General features: G+C 59.9%; 16 protein-coding genes. 9 read left to right on the forward strand and 7 right to left on the reverse strand.

The annotated features are described in order from the left end of the window. Positions 1–121: 121 nt before the first annotated feature. Positions 122–964 carry an NADPH-dependent oxidoreductase gene (locus ACQZ5G_RS19720; RefSeq protein ID WP_448738740.1) on the reverse strand — a complete coding sequence of 281 codons (843 nt, stop codon included), beginning with the start codon at positions 962–964 and terminating at the stop codon, positions 122–124. Positions 965–1,361: 397 nt separating this feature from the next. Between ACQZ5G_RS19720 and ACQZ5G_RS19725 the strand changes: the two genes are divergently transcribed. After that, the gene (locus ACQZ5G_RS19725) at positions 1,362–2,969 is read left to right on the forward strand and encodes an ABC transporter substrate-binding protein (RefSeq protein WP_448738739.1); all 1,608 of its coding nucleotides are present in this window, start codon (positions 1,362–1,364) and stop codon (positions 2,967–2,969) included. Between the two features lie 41 nt (positions 2,970–3,010). Continuing rightward, positions 3,011–4,102: a rhodanese-like domain-containing protein gene (locus ACQZ5G_RS19730; RefSeq protein WP_448738738.1), complete on the forward strand. Its 1,092-nt coding sequence runs from the start codon at positions 3,011–3,013 to the stop codon at positions 4,100–4,102. A 59-nt stretch (positions 4,103–4,161) separates the two neighbouring features. Here ACQZ5G_RS19730 and ACQZ5G_RS19735 read toward each other — a convergent pair whose 3' ends face one another. Beyond that, the gene (locus ACQZ5G_RS19735; protein ID WP_448738737.1) at positions 4,162–5,412 is read right to left on the reverse strand and encodes an MFS transporter; all 1,251 of its coding nucleotides are present in this window, start codon (positions 5,410–5,412) and stop codon (positions 4,162–4,164) included. Positions 5,413–5,503: 91 nt separating this feature from the next. On the opposite strand from ACQZ5G_RS19735, the gene ACQZ5G_RS19740 reads away from it, so the two are divergent. From ACQZ5G_RS19740 to ACQZ5G_RS19750, 3 genes are all read left to right on the forward strand, one after another. Beyond that, positions 5,504–6,361, forward strand: coding sequence for a LysR family transcriptional regulator (locus tag ACQZ5G_RS19740; protein ID WP_035238920.1), 858 nt, complete (start codon positions 5,504–5,506; stop codon positions 6,359–6,361). Positions 6,362–6,438: 77 nt separating this feature from the next. Further along, positions 6,439–6,675 carry an FCD domain-containing protein gene (locus ACQZ5G_RS19745; protein WP_003521820.1) on the forward strand — a complete coding sequence of 79 codons (237 nt, stop codon included), beginning with the start codon at positions 6,439–6,441 and terminating at the stop codon, positions 6,673–6,675. 86 nt (positions 6,676–6,761) lie between these two features. Continuing rightward, positions 6,762–6,941 (forward strand): hypothetical protein, encoded by a 180-nt coding sequence (locus ACQZ5G_RS19750; protein ID WP_003521819.1) that lies wholly within the window; start codon positions 6,762–6,764, stop codon positions 6,939–6,941. A gap of 62 nt (positions 6,942–7,003) precedes the next feature. Here the strand turns inward: ACQZ5G_RS19750 and ACQZ5G_RS19755 are convergent, their stop codons facing one another. Then, complete coding sequence (locus tag ACQZ5G_RS19755; protein WP_003521818.1) at positions 7,004–8,137, reverse strand: ROK family transcriptional regulator; 1,134 nt, start codon at positions 8,135–8,137, stop codon at positions 7,004–7,006. A gap of 291 nt (positions 8,138–8,428) precedes the next feature. Here ACQZ5G_RS19755 and ACQZ5G_RS19760 point away from each other — a divergent pair, with 291 nt between their 5' ends. The 4 genes from ACQZ5G_RS19760 to ACQZ5G_RS19775 all read left to right on the forward strand — a co-directional run bounded on the left by ACQZ5G_RS19760 (position 8,429) and on the right by ACQZ5G_RS19775 (position 13,348). Continuing rightward, positions 8,429–9,421 (forward strand): ABC transporter substrate-binding protein, encoded by a 993-nt coding sequence (locus tag ACQZ5G_RS19760; RefSeq protein ID WP_003521817.1) that lies wholly within the window; start codon positions 8,429–8,431, stop codon positions 9,419–9,421. A 102-nt stretch (positions 9,422–9,523) separates the two neighbouring features. Further along, on the forward strand, positions 9,524–10,621 hold the full coding sequence (locus tag ACQZ5G_RS19765; protein ID WP_448738736.1) for an ABC transporter ATP-binding protein: 1,098 nt from the start codon (positions 9,524–9,526) through the stop codon (positions 10,619–10,621). After that, entirely contained in the window at positions 10,618–12,303 is a 1,686-nt protein-coding gene (locus ACQZ5G_RS19770; protein ID WP_020812367.1) for an ABC transporter permease, read from the forward strand. Before ACQZ5G_RS19765 ends, ACQZ5G_RS19770 begins: the two co-directional genes overlap by 4 nt. An 82-nt stretch (positions 12,304–12,385) precedes the next feature. Continuing rightward, positions 12,386–13,348 carry a hypothetical protein gene (locus ACQZ5G_RS19775; RefSeq protein ID WP_448738735.1) on the forward strand — a complete coding sequence of 321 codons (963 nt, stop codon included), beginning with the start codon at positions 12,386–12,388 and terminating at the stop codon, positions 13,346–13,348. A 53-nt stretch (positions 13,349–13,401) separates the two neighbouring features. Here the strand turns inward: ACQZ5G_RS19775 and ACQZ5G_RS19780 are convergent, their stop codons facing one another. The 4 genes from ACQZ5G_RS19780 to ACQZ5G_RS19795 form a co-directional block, all read right to left on the reverse strand. Next, positions 13,402–16,146 carry a LuxR C-terminal-related transcriptional regulator gene (locus ACQZ5G_RS19780; protein ID WP_448738734.1) on the reverse strand — a complete coding sequence of 915 codons (2,745 nt, stop codon included), beginning with the start codon at positions 16,144–16,146 and terminating at the stop codon, positions 13,402–13,404. A gap of 90 nt (positions 16,147–16,236) precedes the next feature. After that, on the reverse strand, positions 16,237–17,325 hold the full coding sequence (locus tag ACQZ5G_RS19785) for a DUF917 domain-containing protein (protein WP_448738733.1): 1,089 nt from the start codon (positions 17,323–17,325) through the stop codon (positions 16,237–16,239). 1 nt (position 17,326) lies between these two features. Next, complete coding sequence (locus ACQZ5G_RS19790; RefSeq protein WP_448742676.1) at positions 17,327–18,415, reverse strand: DUF917 domain-containing protein; 1,089 nt, start codon at positions 18,413–18,415, stop codon at positions 17,327–17,329. Between the two features lie 10 nt (positions 18,416–18,425). Continuing rightward, positions 18,426–19,967, reverse strand: a complete 1,542-nt coding sequence (locus ACQZ5G_RS19795; RefSeq protein WP_448738731.1) for a hydantoinase/oxoprolinase N-terminal domain-containing protein — start codon at positions 19,965–19,967, stop codon at positions 18,426–18,428. Positions 19,968–19,971 lie beyond the last annotated feature (4 nt).

The following is a 19,971-nucleotide window of genomic DNA, read 5'->3' on the forward strand; positions in this document are numbered from 1 at the left end:
TTATAGAAAATCAGTTCCCGAAATCGGCGATTTCGGGAGAGATTGCGCTGCCCCTGGCCGGCGCTTGGCATTGCCGAGCCGGTGGCGCGTCTGCGTTCGATACCGTCAGCCGCAACGGAGTTTATTTGATACCGAAACCGAGGCGACGCAATGTCTGGCTCAGTTCCGCGCGGCCCTTCAGCGCGGCGGCGTTCTCCACACGCTGTGCGATGGGCGCCGTCCAGCCGTTTTGCGGCAGGCCCTGTTTTTCCTGAAACACCTTCAGGACCTCATCGTAAGAATTGAGATCGTCGCGTGCCGGTTCCGAATAGGTTTCATGAAACAGAATGGATGATTGCGACAGGCGCGGTTTGACATCGGTTTTCACCGCCGGATCAGGATAACCGACCGTCAGGCCAAAGACGGCAACCGTCTCGGGGGGAAGGTTCAGTTCGCGCGACACGTCCTCCGGTCTGTTGCGGATACCGCCCACATAGCAGGAGCCAAGGCCGAGTGAATCAATTACGGCAACAGCATTCTGCGCTGCCAGCGCCGCATCGATGGCGCCGATCAGGAAGCTTTCCAGATAATCCAGCCCTTCGCCCTTGTTTCCCTGGTTTGAAGCGACCGTGCGCAGCCGCTTCAGGTCGATAAGCCAGATGAGGAAAACAGGTGCATCCTTTATATGGGCGTTGCCGCCCGTGAAGCCCGCCAGACGTGCCTTTCGCTCCTTGTCCTGAACCGCTACCACGCTCCACGCCTGAAGATTGGACGATGTGGGTGCAGATTGCGCGGCTGCGACCAGAAGTTCCAGGCTGCCCTGTGGCAGAGCTTTCGGCAGATAGGCGCGGGCGGTGCGGTGGTTCAGCAAGGCGTCAATGGTGTCGTTCCAGAAAGGCGGCGAAAAATCGGCCTGCGTTCCATAACGGGCTTCAACACGCTGCTGCGGTATTTCCAGTTTGGTAATCGGATTGGTCAAAGTCATCGCTAAGAAACTCCGTAATGCTGGTGATGGACCGCGGGGCCCATGGCGGGGATTGGACAGTCTGTGAGGTGTATCATTTGATATGCTTCGCCGACCCATCTGCCGAGCAATGTCCTACTCAATCCCGATTTTTCAGTGAAACAACATTTCCATGGGAATTTAAAACGAAACACCAGTGCGATTTCCTCTCATTCGCCGTCGGCCGCAGGGAAGCAACGAGGATTTGGGCAAAATGGATAATTCGGCACAAATTTTGGCGCGTGTTTGCATGCGTGCTGAAATAGAATTCTGCAACAAATGTTTTCTTTGGCGGCAAAGAAGAATTTTCTTCTTATGGAAACCCTGATTTGCCCTGATGCTTTCGTCATCGAAACGACGTTTTCAAACGGGGATTTTCATGACGATAGGACGCCGCCAGTTCAACAGGATGCTTCTTCTGGCAACGGCAGGAACGGCCCTGCCGGGTTCGCTATTCGCAGCGAATGGCGACGCGGGCCGGCCCGTCTCCGGCGGCACGCTCAGGCTGCTCTATCGTGTCGATCCCGGCAACGCGCTTTTCGCCATCAACACCTCATCGGGGACCGGACAGGCAATCGGCCCGAAGATCGTTGAAGGTCTTCTGACATTCGATTTCGACCTGAAGCCGCAGCCGCTGCTGGCAACGGAATGGTCCGTTTCGGATGACCATCTTCGTTATACGTTCAAACTTCGCCCAAATGTGAAATGGCACGATGGTCGGGATTTCACCTCGGAAGACGTCGCGTTTTCGATTTTTCGTCTGAAGGAAGCTCATCCGCGCGGCCGCATCACCTATCAGAACGTCGAGGCGGTGGAGACGCCGGATCCCCTGACCGCCATTATCGTGCTGTCCAAACCGGCGCCATTTCTGATTGCCGCGCAATCGAGTTCGGAATCGCCGATCGTGCCCAAGCATATTTTCGAAAAGCTGAAGCCAGCCGATGGCCAGACATTGCAGACCGCGATTGGCACCGGCCCTTTCAGGTTGACGGAATGGACACCGGGCAGCCATCTGATCTTCGAACGAAATCCCGACTATTGGGATGCCGGCAAACCCTATCTCGATCGCATCATCCTGCGCATCATCACCGATCCGGCCGCGCGGGCGGTGGCGCTGGAAACGGGAGAAGTGGATATTGGCGACAACCCGGTGCCGCTGGCGGATCTCGCGCGATTGAAGCAGAACCCCGATCTCGTTCTGGATACGAACACCTATGCTTATGCGGGCCCGCAGCAGCAGCTGTTTTTCAATTACGATAATGAAATCTTCCGCAAGAAAGACGTCCGCCTGGCCATTGCGAAGGCGATCAATCTCGATGAAATCGTCAATGTGGCGCTCTTCGGTTATGCGCAGGTATCGCCGAGCCCCGTCAGCACCGCCCTGCCGAACTGGTATGATGCGTCCGTCAAGGCCCATGCCTATGATCCCCGGGAAGCGGAAAGATTGCTCGATGCGGCGGGATATCCCCGCAAGGACGACGGCAAGCGTTTTCCCGTGCGGTTGACCTATAATTCCTATCTGACGCCCGGCTTTGCCGACGTCCTTCGCAGCCAGCTTGAAAAGATCGGCATTGCCGTCGAAATCCGCAAATACGACCTGCCGACCTATCTGAAGACGGTCTACACGGACCGCGCCTTCGATCTGGTCGTGGAATCCCTTTCCAACACCTTCGATCCGTCGCTCGGCATCCAGCGCGCTTACTGGAGCAAGAATTTCAAGATCGGGCTGCCCTTTTCCAACGCGGCCAACTACGCCAATCCAGAGGCGGATGCGCTTCTGGAGGCGGCGGCCATCGAGCCCGATCCGAAAAAGCGCTGGGTGACCTGGAGCAGGTTCCAGCATCTCATCCATGACGACGTCGCCTCCGTCGATCTTGTGGCGGCGGGAAGCCAGATCGTGGCGCACAGGCGCGTCCGGAACTACGTCACCGGCGCGCAGGGGCTGAACTGGAGTTTCGGCGATCTATGGCTCGATCCGACCGCTTGAAACCCGATGTGAAAAACCAGAATTTGTCAGGAGGATATGCAATGTCCGTACATGCCGTAACCAAAGACCGTCTCATCGAGTGGCTGACAGATGGCAAGGAACTTGCCGTTCTCGACATTCGCCCCGCAGAAGAGGTGGGGTATGCTTCTCCATTGTTTGCGACCAACCTTCCGGCTGAAAGGCTGGAGGCGGAAATCGACCGCTTCATTCCGCGTCCCGTCGTGCGGACCGTTCTGGTGGACGATGGCACGGGAAGCGCGGAGCAGGCGGCGGAACGGCTGGCCGCCAGAGGCTGGAGCGATATCCATTTTCTGCGGGGAGGAATTCCGGCATGGATCGACGGCGGCATCGACGCCCTGCCGACATTCGATATTCCCGGCGTTCCTTTCGTCCAGAAGGTCCGGGGTGAAAAGAACACGCCCGTGGTTTTTGCCCGTGAACTGAAGGCGTGGCAGGAAGCCGGCGAAGATGTTGTCGTGATCGACACCCGCACCATAGCGGAATATGAAAAGGCACATGTGCCGGGCGCCATCGGCGTACCCGGTGCCGAGCTTCTGCTGCGGTTTTCCGACCTCGTGCCATCACCCAAAACACGGGTTGTCGTCTCCTGCGCGGGCCTTCCCCGTGCTATCCTCGGCGCGCAGACCTTGATCGACGCCGGTGTTGAAAACGATGTCAGCTATTTGCACGATGGCACGCGCGGCTGGACCGACGACGGGTTTGAGCTGGAAACGGGGCGCTCGCAGACATATCCGCCCGCCAGCGACGATGCGAAAAATATCGCGAAGACGCGTCTGGAGGCATTTTCCCGCGATGACGGGCTGCAGTTCATCGATCGCGCCACGGCCGGGACATGGCTGCGGGACACGGCGCGAACGACCTATTTTCTCGACGTGAGAACACCGGAAGAATTCGCAGCCTCCCACCTTAAAGGTTCGATTTCTTCGGAAGGCGGCCAGCTTCTCGGTGTCGCCTATCGCACCATTGCCGTGCGCGGCGCACGGGTCATTCTGGTGGATGACCTGCTGGGCGCCCGCGCGAGGGTCGTTGCCCATTGGCTGAAACGTCGGGGCTTTGAAATCGCTCTTCACCTGCACGACTTCGAGCAGGGTGCCGAGGCGGCAGCCGCATAGGTTTTCCTGAAGGCTACCGTCACTTTCATGTCTTCGATTGCCGCCGCGCCTATCCCGTTTTATGAAGAGCCGATCTGAGCTTTCGGCAGGCGCGGCGATGAGATTGTGAGGGGCAGTGCTGTTACGACCACCGGCACGATCAGTGCGAACCATGCTGCCCCGTAGCCGAGATGATCGACCAGAAGGCCGAATATATAGGGGCCGATTGCCATGACACCCAGGCAGATCGTGGAAGCGAAGGCGATCGTCGACGCTATTGAACCTTTCGGTGCGCTTTCGGCGATCTGAAGAAGATAAAGTGGAAACCAACCGATCCCGAATATTCCCAGCACGACAAGCACGATGAGGATAATCGACGTCGGAACGCCGATGGGCAGTGCCGCGAGGATTGCGGCAGCGCCTGCGGCAATGACGGATACCAGGCCGAAGGATTGCGTGCGAAGGCCGGGCCGGAAGCGGTCGCTGAGCCATGGCAACAAAATCCGGCCAGGAATGCCCGCAAGCTGCGTTGCGGCAAACATGGACGATGCGGCAAAGAGGCCAAGCCCCAATCCATCCGCCATGAAGCCGATGACGTGTGCGGTGAGGGTGAATTGAAACGCGGACATGGCGATACCAAGCCGTAATACGGGCCAGAAGCTCGGATTCTGCCCGACCTCGCGGGCGAGTTTTGCCAGGGGAAGCGGGCGCTCGGTTTTTGCGGCCACATCGCCTCCCTCGCGATAGAGACCCCAGAAGAGTGCGGCGCCCATGACGGAAACACCGGCGCAGAGCCACGCTGCTGCATGCCATCCGTAACGAACCGCCATGAACGGGAGGAGGGCGGCCGCGATCATCGTTCCGAAAGGAACCGCGGCCTGCCGAAACCCTGTCGCTATGCCGCGTTTGGCAGGCGGGAACCAGCGCATGATCGCCCGTGTGCCGCCCGGTTGGACAGCGGCATAGGTGCCGCCCAGAAACGCGATGCACAAAAGCAGCGCGGGCAGACTGTTTGCGAATGACGCCGCGCAGGCCATCGCGAGCGCCATGCCGAGCATGGCAATGCCGACAATGCGGCGCTCGCCGTGAATATCGATGGCGCGGCCGAGCGTGAACATCGTCATGATCTGAACACCGTTCATGACCGTCACGGCCAGTGATGCGGATGCGAGGGAGATACCGAATGCTTCCCGCCAGAAGGGCACGAGGATGTAAATCCCCTGCGATACGAACGAGCCGGCGGTTTGCGTTGCGACGGCGACGGCAAGGACTGCCCAGATCCGGCGGTCGGCGACGGGCGTGGGCGAGGTCGAGGAAATCTGTGAAGACACGAAAAGCTCCTATCGAGAGTTTTCGTGCAATAGCGCTCGTGAGAACCCGATAGAATTAGGGGCTTGCGCATTTCAGCGATAACAGCTTGTTATGCAAAACATGCGCTCATTGGATCCCGAGGCCGTCGAGGCTTTTCTTCTCGTTGCCGAATTGCAGTCGTTCACACGGGTTGCAGGCGTGATGAACACGTCGCAGGCGGCGATATCGTTGCGCCTGCGCCGGCTTGAGGACATGCTGGGGCATCGCCTCGTCGAACGGACGCCGCGCCGCGTGCGTTTGACGGCCGCCGGCGAACGCTTTCTGGAGCCCGCGCGTGCTTATGTCGCGGCCGGCCGGCGTGCGCTCGATGTCTTTGGGCAGGAGCCGACCCGTCTCGCGATCGGTTTCACGCATCATTTGATCGGGGCCGATTTGCCCCGGATACTCCGGGTGATCAGCGAGCGTGAGACGAGCGTTACGCTTCATCTGCGCACCGCCGGCACCAGGACCCTGCTTGAACTCTACGATGCCGGCGCGCTCGATGCGATCGTCGTGTTGCGGCATGACGACATTCGCCGCGATGGCGAGTTGCTGTTTCAGGAAAGCTTCGGCTGGTACTGTAGCGCGGATTTCGATCTGCCGTCGAACCTGCCGGTGCCGCTGGTGCTTCAACCGGAACCCTGCAATTTGCGAGCCATGGCCCTTCGGGCGCTGGAAGCGGCGGACATCGCCTGGCGTGAGGTATTCGTCGGAACCGGGGCAACGGCGGTGGGAGCGGCTGCCGAAGCCGGGATCGGCGTCGCACTGCTGGCGCGAAGTGTAGCGCCTGCCGGTCTGCGGGAGGTGAGGGACGGCCTGCTCCCACAGCTTTCAAAACTGGACGTGGTGATGATTTCCGCGGTTACCGGCGATCACGCGAACGCCGTGCTGCGACGGATCACGCGGGCATTTCAGTCGCCTCGAGCCTGAATGGTCTATTTTCGAATTTCATCTTCGACCGCGATTGAATCTCATTGGCAACCTTACTAACATGTTAGATACATGCATTGGAGGTTCGCGATTCCCTGCAGAATTCGATCCTCACCAATATCTACCGTGTGAACGCCATAAAAATCCGGCTGATCCGCCAGGCACACACGCAGCTCAATCCTCCGCTTGTCTTGCCAACGATGTACGGTCACCTGAACCTTCTCGATGCGATCGCCTCACGCGATCCAGCCGCTGCAGCCGCCGCGATGGAGCAGCATATTCACAATGCCAAAAACCGCGCGATCGCACGGTAGCGGCTCTTCTGGCGGGCCTTTCGGGCTGTTTCCCTATGCTTGGGGCAGCCACGCCGGAGCGTGACGTCCAATGAAACCGCTGCCGAATGCATATAGGCGCCGCCGCCTTGCGTGGTGGCGCCTGGGACCGTTTCGTCGGGCAGGAACTCATCGGCCGTCGTGTCGGCCTCCTCGGTTTCGGTAACATCGCGCGCAAGCTCTCCGGTTTCGATGTGGAGGTGATCATGCAGGGCACGGAGGAATTCCGGAGGCGCATATCCAGGTAGCGGCTTCCCCCGTCATCAACAGGGAGGCCAATGGGGAAAACAGTTCTGCCGGCCATGGCATGTCATGCCCAGCCTTTCAGCGCCCGCCCGGAATAATAGCTGGGCGTGGTGGCGCGGTAGATCGGTATGCTGGCGGCGCCCAGATGAGGCAGGTCGCTCATGATCGATTTGCGTATTTCCGGCGGCTCGACGAAAAAATCTTCGCCGAGTATTTCCAGAGAACCGATACGCCCCACGATATGTTCGAGAATCCAGTCCGGCAGCGATCCACCGAAAATGATGGCTGCCGGATCCATCGTGCGGGCGACCGTCAATGAAAGAAGGCGAAGCTGATCCGTTGCCCGCTCCAGCCACGACACCACGGCGGGATGGTCGGCATAACTTTCGTCAATGTCCTTCAGGCGTCGAATGCCGACGCCTTGAGCAGCCAGAGTGTCGCACAGGTCCTGTCCCGATGGGCGGGGATGGGACTTCGGAAACAGCCCGCCGAACTCGCCGGCATTGCCATTGGTGCCGCGATAGAGATGGCGCTGCACCACCAGGGCGCCACCGATGCCATATGTCAGCCAGATCATCGCGAAATTTCGGATATTGCGGCCTGCACCATAATAGAGTTCGGAAAGAATGACGGTGTTGCCGTCATTTTCGTGAAAGACCGGGAAATCGAAATAGGGCTGGAAGTCCTTTTCGACGTCGATATCGCGCCAGCTTTCGAACTGCTTGATGCGAAAGACATGGCCGCGATCCCGCTTGAAATGGCCGGGAAAGCTGATGCCGCAGCCCAGCACATCTTTCTTTTTTATCTTCGCTTTTTCAAGCACTTGCCGGGCGGATGCCTCGGCCATCGCCATAATATGCTCGAAACTGTGCCCTTCCAGTTCCGATCTGATTTCCTGCCTTATCGTGCCGTTGAGATCGGCCACGCAGACACGCAGATCGTCTGGATTGAAGTAGACCCCCAGCGTGAAAAGCCCGTTCGGATTGATCTCGATGGCGGTGGAGGGTTTACCCCGTTTGCCGTCATTGCGGGCCTCCTCCGCTTCGACGATGAGGCCGGATTCCAGGAGATTGGCCGTCAGGCGAGTAAGGGTCGGTGCGGAAACATCCATCTCCCGCGCCAGCTCGATACGCGACATGCCTCCCTTGCCGCGCAAAATCTCGAGCAGCCGCCGCTCATTGTAGCCGAGATCGATCAAACAAGTCTCCCCGCGAGAAGTTACGCCGGATGATTAGCGCAAATCGCGCGATTGTACACCTCGTTTTGCCGGAAAACCTGTCGTTGAGATTGAAGGGTTGTAAGTGAAAATCATAAAAAATTGTGTTTTTTCAATAGGATATTTTATTTTCGTATTCAAAATAAATTCCGGCTTGACTAATTAATTTACGTAAAGAAAATAAATAATAGGCAGCGGGTGGCGACAGGCAAAATCAAAAAGAAATCATGTCGCAGGGCCGGTCTGTCAGGGAACAAAAAACGGAGCCCCCTTATGCGTAAATCATGCACTATTTTCGCGCGCCTTTTTGCCGGCGCCACTTTTCTTGCCAGCGCGGCTTTCGCTCATGCCGAAGGTACCGTCGTGGTCTATTCCGCTGCCCCGCAGCAGCTCATGGACGAATTGCTACCCATGTTCGAAAAGAAAACCGGCACCAAGGTCGAGCTTGTCAAAGCCGGGTCCGGTGAGCTGATGAACCGCATCAAGGCGGAGAGCGGCAAAGCGGCGGGCGATGTGATCTGGAGCGTCGACGGGACGGTTATCGATTTCTCCGCCGACCTTTTCGAGCCATACAAGCCGGTTGAGGCTGCATCGATCAACCCTGCCTTTTCACCGAGCGCGAACTGGGTGCCTTTCACGGCTGTCGTCACGGCCTTTATCGTCAATAAGGAGGCCCTGAAAGGCGCTCCCGTTCCGACGTCCTGGGCCGATCTCGCAAAGCCGGAATATAAGGGCCTGATTTCGTCGGCCCGCGCCGACCAGTCCGGCTCGGCCTATATTCAGATGGCGACGGTATTGCAGGATTTCGACAGCGAGGAAAAAGGCTGGGAAATTTATACCGGCATTCTCGGCAACTCGGTTCTTTCCACCTCTTCAGGCGCGGTGCCGCGTTTCGTCAACGATGGCGAACAGGCCGTTGGCATTACGCTAGAAGATGCCGCGCTGCGCTACAAGCTCGGCAGCGCGCCGGTCGAAATCGTTTATCCGAAAGAGGGTACGGCAATCGCGCCTGACGGCATGGCGCTCGTGAAGGGAGCGCCGAATGCCGGCAATGGCAAGGCCTTCATCGATTTCATCGTCTCCAAGGAAGCGCAGGAAATCGTGGTGAAGGCGGGTCGTCGCTCGGTTCGAACCGATGTTCCCGCCAATCCGGCACTCGTTCCGCTGTCCGATGTTCCGGACGCGAAATACGATTTCAAATGGGCTGCGGACAACCGCGCGCGCCTGATGGAAAAGTGGAACGAGACATTGCTCGACGTTCAGTAAGATAATTGCCGGGGACGGCGCAGAAGCGACCGTCCCCCTTTATCCCATTCACAATTCGCTTTTCGTTTGTCCAGCGTGGTCACGGGCCGTGCAGGATCTGTCATGGAGCAGCACATGGCCGCCGTGGAAATTACCAGCATCAAGAAGAGTTACCGGGATGTCGTTGCCCTTTCCGACATCAATATCTCCATCCCCTCGGGATCGTTTTTTACGCTCCTCGGTCCGAGCGGATGCGGCAAGACGACCCTCCTGCGCACGATCGCCGGGTTTCACCAGCAGGATAGCGGCAGTATCAGCATCGAAAGACAGGCGATCGAACATGTGCCTGCGCATAAGCGCGATGTCGGCATGGTCTTTCAGGATTATGCGGTCTTCCCGCATATTTCCGTATTCGACAACATCGCCTTCGGTTTGAAGCAGCGCAAGGCATCTTCCACCGAGATTCGCGAACGTGTCGGCAAGATTCTCGACATCGTGCAGCTCGCTCCCTACGCCAAGCGCATGCCGCATGAATTATCCGGCGGTCAGCAGCAGCGTGTCGGCCTGGCGCGTGCGCTCGTCATCAATCCGAAAGTGCTGTTGATGGACGAGCCCCTATCCAACCTCGATGCGAAACTGCGCGTGGATCTGCGGCGCGAACTGCGCGAAATCCAGCAGGCCATGAACATTACCACGGTTTATGTGACTCACGATCAGGAGGAGGCGCTTGCCATGTCCGATCTGGTCTGCGTGATGTATGGCGGCGTCATCCAGCAGGCCGCAGCGCCCTGGGAAGTCTATAACAACCCCGCCAACCGTTTCGTCGCCTCCTTCGTGGGGGCAAACAACTTCCTGACGCTGGATCGTTCGGGTGGGCAGATATCCATTTCCGGGCACAGTGTGGGGCTGCCGCAGGTCGACGCCATTGCGCCGCAACGAACGGTCGTTGCCGCCATCCGTCCCGAAGCGATTACCGTCGGCTCGCCTGCGACCGAAGATGAACGCCGCATCGAACTGCCTGTCACCATAAGGCAGGTCAGCTTCACCGGCCGCGAGATGAATGTTGCCGCGGTGCTGTCGTCGGGAGAGGAAATCGAGGCGATCACCAAGCCGTCGCCCGATATCATCGCCCTTCAGCCCGGCCAGAAAACGGTTTTCTCCTGGGCTGCGGGCGATACCAAGCTCTTCGGTGAGGGCGTTACCGGGGAGCGCCTGTCATGACGGATATGACCGCGACCGCTACCACGGGCGGCTTCCGCCTGAGACTGCCGGGCTTCTGGACCAGCGTGACGGCATTTGCCGTTGTCATATTGGCAATCTTTTTGATCCTGCCCATTTTCAGCGTGTTCTTCATCAGCTTCTTCGACGCCAAGACGGGTGACTTCGGTTTCGGCAACTATGTTCAGGTGCTGACGCGGCGTTTTTATACCGTGGCATTGTGGAACACGCTTGTCATCGGCGTGCTCGGCATGTTGGGGGCCTGCCTGCTTGGTATTCCGCTTGCCTTCTGCACCTCGCGTTACCGCATCAAGGGCCGCACCTTCATTGCCACCTTCGCGGTGCTGGTTCTGTGCGCGCCGCCCTTCATCGGCGCCTATGCCTGGATCATGCTGTTCGGTGCCAACGGTGCGGTCACCAATCTCCTGTCTTTCGCCGGCATTTCACTGCCGACCATCTACGGGATACCGGGCATCGTGATGGTCTTCAGCCTCAAGTTCTTTCCCTATATCTTCCTGATGACGGAAAATGCGCTGAACACCATCAACAAATCCTATGAGGATGCGGCGGAAAACCTCGGCTGCACGGCGTTCGAACGTTTCCGCAAGATCACCTTGCCGCTGGTCTTTCCGGCAGTCAGCACCGGCGCGATCATCTGCTTCGTATTGTCCATCGCAGACTTCGGAACTCCGGCAATCCTCGGTAAGGGCATCAGGACGCTCTCGACCATCGCCTATGCGCAATATACCTCCGAAATGGCCGGCACACCGACCATGGCAGTCACGATTTCCATGGTGATGATTGCGATTTCCATGGCAGCACTTCTGTTGCAGCGGCACATTCTCGCCAAGCGCCGTTATGCCAGCTCATTGACGAACCGGCCGGTAAAGCGCTCCATGCGCCCGCTAAAATCGTTTATCGTGCACGGTTTCTGCTATCTGGTCGTCTTTGTCGCCATGCTGCCGTCCCTTACGGTCATCTACACATCGTTTCTCGCGACGAACGGCCCCGTCTTCACAGGCGGTTTCGGGTTGGACAGCTATGCCCGCATTCTTCGCGATTCACCGCAGGCGATTGCCAACAGCTTCACCTTTGCGATTGCCGCCGTTGTGTTGATCGCCATCGTTTCCGGCCTGCTCTCTTTCATCGTGGTCAGGCGTGACAATGCAGTGTCGGGCTCGCTCGATCTTCTGCTGATGGTGCCCTATCTGATACCCGGCGTCGTCATGGCGATCGGCTACGTCACGACGTTCCGTTATCCGCCTTTTGACATTACCGGCACGGCACTCATCATCATCCTGCTGGTGTTTATCCGCCGCCTGCCTTACGGCGTCCGCTCCACGACCTCGATCCTGCGGCAGATCAAGCCTTCCATCGAGGAGGCCGCGGTCAATCTCGGCGCTTCGCCGGCAAAGACGTTCATATCGGTGACGGTGCCGCTGATGTTGCCGGGGCTCATCATCGGTTCCTTGATGAGCTTCATCACCGCCATCAACGAATTGTCCTCGACGCTGATCCTTTACACGGCGCGGACGATTACGATGCCTGTGCTGATCTATATTCAGGTGATTGACGGCGAGTTCGGCACGGCCGCGGCTCTTTCCACCTTACTTCTCGTCAGCACCGGACTTTGCGTCTTCGTCGTCTTCCGGCTTTCGGAAGACAAGGAAGCCTCTTTCGTCTGAAACCATCCAAATATCATTCAAAACTGCAGCAGCGGCGACCCATGTGTCGCCGCCAGCCTCCCTCTGCAAGGACACCAGAAAGATGAATATCGCGAGCTTTTCGCAATCGAAATACAAGAACGCCGCAAAGCCGGGGGACGATGTGGCGCTTCTCATTCCCGGACGGGTCCTGGCCGTTTTCGACGGCGCGACCGACCCGACCGGAGCAAGTTACGGTGGGCTGAGTTCCGGCCGCATCGCGGCCCTTGCCGCCGCCAATGCCGTGGCTGAGATGAGCCTTGACGGCAGGCTGGAAACGCTCGCCGCGCCCGCGCTTTTTCAGAATATCAGCGATATCCTGAAAAAGGAGGCGCAGCGCATCAATGCCGGCCATCCGCCATCGACCACATTGGCGATCGTGGCGGATATGGGCGACAGCTTCCGCCTGCTGCTTGCGGGCGATTCCGGCGTCAGGATCAATGGTACCCGTCTGTTTCAGCACACAAAGCTCATCGATACGGTAAGCACTTCGGCGCGTATATTCGTGTTCAAACAGCTTCTCGCCGCCATCGGCGATGGCGATGCGGCCGAGGCGCGCACGCGCGCGACGATCTTCTCAGGCCTGCATTCGGCTGTCGCAAACGGCATCATGACGGCACGGGATGCGGAAAATGTCGTTATTGCCGCGGCCGGGATGAGCGGCCTTGAGAACGACATCGAAACGGTCGAGGAATTCCTGATGGGTGGAATCCGTGTCCAGCCGCAATTCGCAAACCGGCATGGGCATGTACTGGGTTACGCCTCGGTGAATGGCGGAACCGTCATGCAGGAGGGGACGGTTGATGTCCGCATCGCCAAAGACGGGCTCTCGAGCGTTGAAATATTCTCCGACGGCTATTTGTCCCTGCCGGCGGGGACGGATGTTGCGGCCTGGGAAGCGGAATTCGCGCGTGTCGAGGCGGCGGATTTTCACAAGCTGCGTGAGTATCCGTCCGTCAAAGGTTCGACAACGGCGGAATTCAGCGATGACAGGACCGTCATTTGCCTCAACCTGGTTCAAGGATAGTCCAATTTACGAACCTCATGTGAGCCGGCCGACATCGCATATCGATGTCGGCGTCATTCGCGGTCGGTCAGCTTGAGATGTTTGCTGACGGAGACGGCCATGCCGCGCCGGCTGACGCCAAGCTTCGCGTAGATGTTCTTCAGGTGGAATTTCACGGTCGCTTCCGAAAGGCCAAGATCGCGGGCCATTTCCTTGTTGCTGCGGCCTTCGGAGAGAAGTTTCAAAACGGTGGTTTCCCGCCCGCTCAGCAGTCCGGCGGCATGTGTTGCGCCGTCGTCATTGCCGCCCAGCGGCATCACCATACGTGGCTGGCGGCCAAGGCCGTGTCCGACGATGCGGCTCATGAATTCCACCGCGTTCGGGCTGAATACCTTCAGGCCGAAACGGCGCACGATGGCGCGCAATGTGGTGGCAAGATCGTGCCCCTCATCGGTAAAGAGCTGGGTCGCCTCGTGAGCGCGGGCAAGGGCGATGGCCGATTGCAGATAGGCGAAGGCCTGTTGTTGTCGGCCCGCTTTCCACGATGCCTGTACCGCCATGATTTCGGCCAGCATGCGGTGATAGGCGCGGCCGGACGCCTTGGCGGAAAGGATCAGGGCTTCGAGCCTTAGCAACGCCTGCGGCGCCTGCCCCTGCGCAAGCGCGAACCGGGCGCTGGCGATGTCGAAATCATAGGCCTCGCGCCAGGTCCAGTTGCCGGGACCGCCTGCCTGTTTCAGGGTTTCCGCCCGCTCCATCGCCTGCGTCGCCGACTCGATCATGCCGGCCCTGACGAGCAGATCGACACGCATGATCGCAGCCGCGGTCTTCAGGCGGGGCAGGTTGCGTTCCACCGCCACTTCCTCCGCCTTGTCGATTGCGGCAGCGGCGGCGTCGAAGCCGCTGACCTGAAGACGGCTGCGGGCCAGCAGCCAGAACAGGCGCATGAAAAGGTCGACCCAGCTTTCGCCGCGTATCAGCGGCTCCACGCATTCCGTCAGGGTCTGCTCGACATGAAGCACTTCACCCTGTTGATAAAGCACGTCGGCAGTCGCGAGGCGGACGATGGCGAGCAGGTTCCTGTCCGTCCAGTGCACCCGCTCCACCAGTTCCTCGGCCTCCCGGCAAAATTGCAGGGCTGCGGAAAATTCACCGGTCAGCGTGCTGACGAGGCCGAGGTGGATGAGCATGAAGACCTGGGCATAGGGCGTTTTCTCCTCGCGGTAATATCCGAGCGCCTTCAGCGCCGCCCGCCGCGCCTCCTCAAGCTCGCCGGTCCGGGTATAAATGATGCAGAGGTGGTTGAAGAGCCAGGCGAGTTCCCACGTGGCATGCGGCGGCAGGGCGGCGGCGGCCCGTTCCAGCCGTTGCGCCTCGGCTGGGCTCATGCGGCGGTCTTCATAAACATCGATCAGGCTGTCGATATGGTCGAGGACGCTACGGTCGACGGCCGCAAGTGCGGCAGCGGACCATTCGCCGTTTTCTTTCAGAATATCGAGCCGTTCGCGCCCGGCCGCCGCATTGCCGCGCTTGGAGAGCACCACGGCATAACAGACCATCAGGCCGGGCGATGCATGCAGGATTTCCGGCGGAAAATTATCGATCAGGTGCTCCAGCACCTGATGCCCGGCCCGCAGGAAAATATCGACGCCACCGGCCTTGCCGATGATTTCTTCCGCCATATGGAAATCGCCGCTCTGGGCGGCGTGGGAAACGGCGCGTTCCAGATGGGCGCGGGTTGCAAACCAGAGGGCGGCCTGGCGATGCAACGTCTTCTTTTCCGTTTCCGAAACGAAGGCGGTGTCCCGTTCGAGGCACGTGCGAAGCACGGGGTGCAGGGAGAGCCAGCCATTCGGCCCGTTTTCGATAATGGGATGCATGGTCTCCAGCATGGCCAGATCCTCTTCCGTCAAGCCGGGCAAACCGAGGTCGGAGGCGAGATCAAGACGAAATTCCGAGAAAGGCGACAATCGGCGCAGGGTGGACAGGAGCGCCGGAGAAAGCCGGTTGATGACGGTTTCGCGCGTGTAGTCCATCAAATCGGCATGGGTCCCGGCGAGCAACAGGCGCCGCTCTTCTTCCGTCGGGCCTCCGGTCATGATGCCGGTGGCGAGTTGCGCCAGCGCTGGCCAGCCACGGGTAATTTCCATCAGGGGATCGACGAGCGCCGCCATCGCGCCGCGGGCCAGAAGCCGCCGCAGGTCGGATCGCCCGAATTCGAGTTCTCGCGCCGTCACCTCCGTCAATACCCCGCGTGCCTTCAGCCGGGCAAGCGGCAATTGCGCGGGAGAACAGGACGAGCAGGCGATACGGAGCGCATCGGGCGCGGAAAGAATGAGCTGCTCCAGAAGCCGGTATCGGCTGCCGGTGTCGATTTCGTCGACATTGTCGATGAAAAGAATGGTCAGGCCCTCACGCCGCGCCACTGCTTCCATGGCGTCCGTCATCGCATCCTGCGTGTCCGCCATTGCGGCAAGGCCAAGCGACTGACGCAATTCACCGACGAAACGCTCAGGGGACGCAATTCCGGACGCGTTGAGCCAGGAACAATGGGAAACCGCCGTATCGCGCATGCCCGGCAAAGTGAGGGTGCCGTCCACCAGACGCTCATAGGCCGCTTTCATCAGGGCGGTCTTGCCGAAACCGGGCGGGGCGCGAAGAACGACGATCTGTCTGGAAAGCCCTGCGGCCAGCTTGGAGAGCAGATAGGGTCTTTCGATGCCTGAAAAAAGCATGCGCGGCGGGCTGAAGCGCAACCCGGCGCCGGTAAAGGTTCTTACGGCATGCAACGGCTTTTCACGCAAGACACGGCTTGGCATCGGTCCTCTTTCGTCACTGAACGACCGGCCCCAGCCGGAATGGCATCCGGAAAGGGCAGGGCATTATCAGCGCCTGATGCCGGGCATTCGTCAAGAGCCGAGTGGCCGGTAGGCTTGCGGCAGGCCGAAGGCGGCGGGACCGAAGACGGCAAGCGCTTCCGGCGTGCGCATGATGGGCGGCACACGCACGGCAAGCACGTTCACGCGCTGTCCATAACGCAGCCTCTCGGTGGTGATGGCTTCGGCCGTGTCGATGTCGAGCACGGTGATGAGATCGGGAACGATCGCGAGCACGCGGCCGCTTTCCTCCTCGGCGACGAGGTTTTCGTTCTGGATGCGGATTTTGACTTTCGGTTTCGAGGTGTCGAAGGGTTCGATGGTGGCAATCCCCACCGACCAGCCGTTTTCCTCCTTGCGGGCGACATCGCAGACCTTGCCGGAGGTGATGATTTCGGCATGGCCGTAATGCGTGCCCGCGAAAAAATCGACAAGCGCCCGCACCGGATCGTGGTGCCCGGAGGCCGCCTCGCGCAGGGTCCGGCCAATGCCGATGGCAAGCGACATGGTTGCTGGTACCGAAACGCGTTTTGCCGTCTCGCCATCCATGCCGTAATTGACGATATAGGCCTGCCCGCCCATGCGGATGGTCACGCCGCGGGCCAGCCACTCGGCCTTGGCGGCGTCTTCGGTCTCGATCAGCACGCGGTTGCCGCGTTCGTCCGCCACCGCAACGGGGCTTGCCGGCACGCCGTAGACATTGAAGGTTTCCATCTCAAGCTGCGGGAAGGCGCGGCCCATGCCGTCCGCATCGATGACGGGCACGCGCTTTTTGGCCGCCAGCACGATGGGTATCATGGAATTGATGCCGCCCGCCTCGAAGGGAATGATGGCGTCGACATCGATGCCGGTGTGGTCCTCATAGGTCTCAAGGGCAAGGTCGCCCTCTTCGCCGGAGGGGATTTTCTCGATGAGGATGGTGGGCGCTCCCATTGCGCCACAGGCGACGACGGCTGCGCCATCGGGCACCGCGTCGAGCGCGATCAGGTCCACCGGCCCGTATTTTTCGATGGCGGCCTTGGCCAGAAGTTTGCCGATATAGGGATCGCCGCCGCCGCCGGTGCCGAGAACGGCCGCGCCGACGGCCAGATCGTCTATGTCCTGCTCCGTGATGATTGCCATGTCAGTCGATCTCCTCGATGGAGGTAAAGGGTTCCTTCAGGCCGAAGCAGGCCGGGCCGAACACGTTGAGCGCTTCCGGGGTGCGCATGATCTCGGGCACGGAGACGGCGACCACGGTGACGCGCTGGCCGTAACGCAGGTTTTCGCTGGTGATTGGCTCGGCGGTTTCCGTGTTCATGATCGAGATCAGGTCCGGCACAATGGCCTTTACCCTGCCATCCTGCCTTGCGATCAGGTTCTCGTTCTGGATTTCGATTTCCATCTGCGAGGTGAATGGCGCGACGGCTTCGATGCGGGCGCGGCCAATGGTGAAACCGGCTTTGGTTTCGCGCATCACATCGACGATCTTTCCCTTGAAGATGACGCGGCCGTAACGGTAAAGCGTGGATGGCAGGAAACCGAGAAGCGCCTCGATGGGATTGATGTGGTCCTCCTGCGCCTTGCGCAACACCTTGCCGATGTGGATCGCCAGTGTCAGCGTATTGGGAATGGCCGTGCGCTTCACCTCCGCGCCGCTCATGGCATATTCCGCAATATAGGCGCAGCCGCCCATGCGAATGGCGACGGCGCGGGAGAGCCATTCCATCTGCCTGTTATCGACGGCTTCGATCAGCGCGCAATCGCCCCACTCGTTGCTCACCGCCATGGGGGAGCCGGATATGCCGTAAACGCCGAATGTCTCCATTTCCAGAAACGGAAAGGCGCGCCCCATGCCATCGGCATCGACGATGGGCAGACCGAGCCGGGCGCCGACGACCAGCGGAATGGTGGAATTGATGCCGCCTATCTCGATGGGCATGGTGTAGCCGGCTTTTTTGCCGAGCCGTTTCTCAAGGCGACGGAGCGAGAAGATGGCCTCTTCGCCGGAGGGGATTTTCTCCACCAGCACGGTCGGCGCACCCATCATGGCTGTCGGGATGACGAGGCTGTCGTCCGGCAATTCACTGGGGTCGATCAACTCGACCTCGCAGCTTTCGTCCAGGCATTGCTGCACCATCATGCGCCCGACATAGGGGTCGCCGCCGCCACCGGTTCCGAGAAAAGCCGCGCCAACGGCTAGATCGGCAAGATGTTCGCGTGTGAGTTTCATCGCCATGTCCTCAGCCGATCACCAGGTCGCCAACCGCCTTGACGCGGATGCGGGTGGCGCTGCCGGGCAGATAGGCAAGCGGCACTTCCTCGATATCCATGATCTTGACGGAGGCTGCAGTCGCCCCCGCCTTTACCGCCCGTTCAGAAGCCTCGGCCTTGGCGCTGGCCAGAACGGCGTCACGAGAGGTGCCTTCCAGCGAGAAGATGCGATCCACCTCACCGCCCACCTGTGCGATGGCCGCGCCGATGGCATTGGCGACGGAGGCGTTTTCCGGCCTTAAAACCTTCGACGCCGAAGGAAGATCGCGCGAGACCAGAATTGAGCCGCCGCCCACCAGAATGACGGGAAGAGGATCGGCGCTGGTTTTCATGCGATCCACGGCCTCATCGACCATGCGATGCATGGTGTCGAGCGCGTTTTCGATGGTTTTTGCGGGAATATGCGCAACGCGGGATCGGTCGCCAATATCCTCCAGCCCGGCCGCCACGACGATATCCGTGGTGGTCAGGGTATCGCCGCCGAAAACCAGCGCCTTGCTGGTGATCTCGTAACCGACGGAATCGGGACCGATGCGCTTACCCTCGTCACGCACCAGCGAGCCGCCGCCAAGCCCGATGGCCAGCACATCCGGCATGCGGAAATTGGTGCGCACACCGCCAATATCGACCGCAACCGCCGATTCTCGCGGAAAACCGTGCACGAGCATGCCGACATCCGATGTCGTACCGCCAATATCTACCACCATGGCTTCCTTGACACCGGCCAGCATGGCAGCGCCGCGCATGGAATTGGTGGGACCGGAGGCGAAGGTAAGGACGGGATAACGCTCGACATAGTCGGGAGACATCAATGTTCCGTCGTTCTGGCTGATGAAAAAGGGCGCCTTGATGTCGAGTTCCTTCAGCGCGCTGCGGAAGGAGGAGACGACCTTGCGGGAAAGCTCGGCCAGCGAGGCATTCATGATCGAGGCGTTTTCACGCTCGAGGAAACCCACCCTGCCGATTTCGTGGCTGAGCGAGATGGCGACATCCGGAACGGCATCGCGCAGGATTTCGGCGGCGCGCAGCTCCATTTCCGGCGTGACCGGTGAAAAAACCGAGGTGATGGCCGCCGTCTTCAGACCGCGTTCGCGCACGGTGGCGGCAACCTCCATCAATCCCTTTTCGTCGAGAGGCGCGATGGTGCGCCCGTCGAATTCATGTCCGCCGCGCAGCATGAAGGTGTGGCGGCCAAGCGTGTCGGCAAGGTCCTTCGGCCAGTCGGTCAGCGGCGGCAGGCCCTTGGTGGCCGGCAGGCCGAGGCGGATGGCGGCAACTTCCAGCAGGCGCTTGCGCTCGACCACGGCATTGGTGAAATGGGTCGTGCCGATCATCACCGCCTGAATTTGCGAGACGGATACGCCCGTCATGCCCAGAAGCTTGTTCAACACCGCCACGATGCCCGAGCCGACATCGGCCGTTGTCGGGCTTTTGCAGGCGCCGATGACCGCTGCCCCATCCATAAGGGCGGCGTCGGTATTCGTGCCACCCACATCAATGCCAATACGCATGTCT

It is taken from the genome of Agrobacterium sp. 22-214-1, assembly GCF_053522465.1.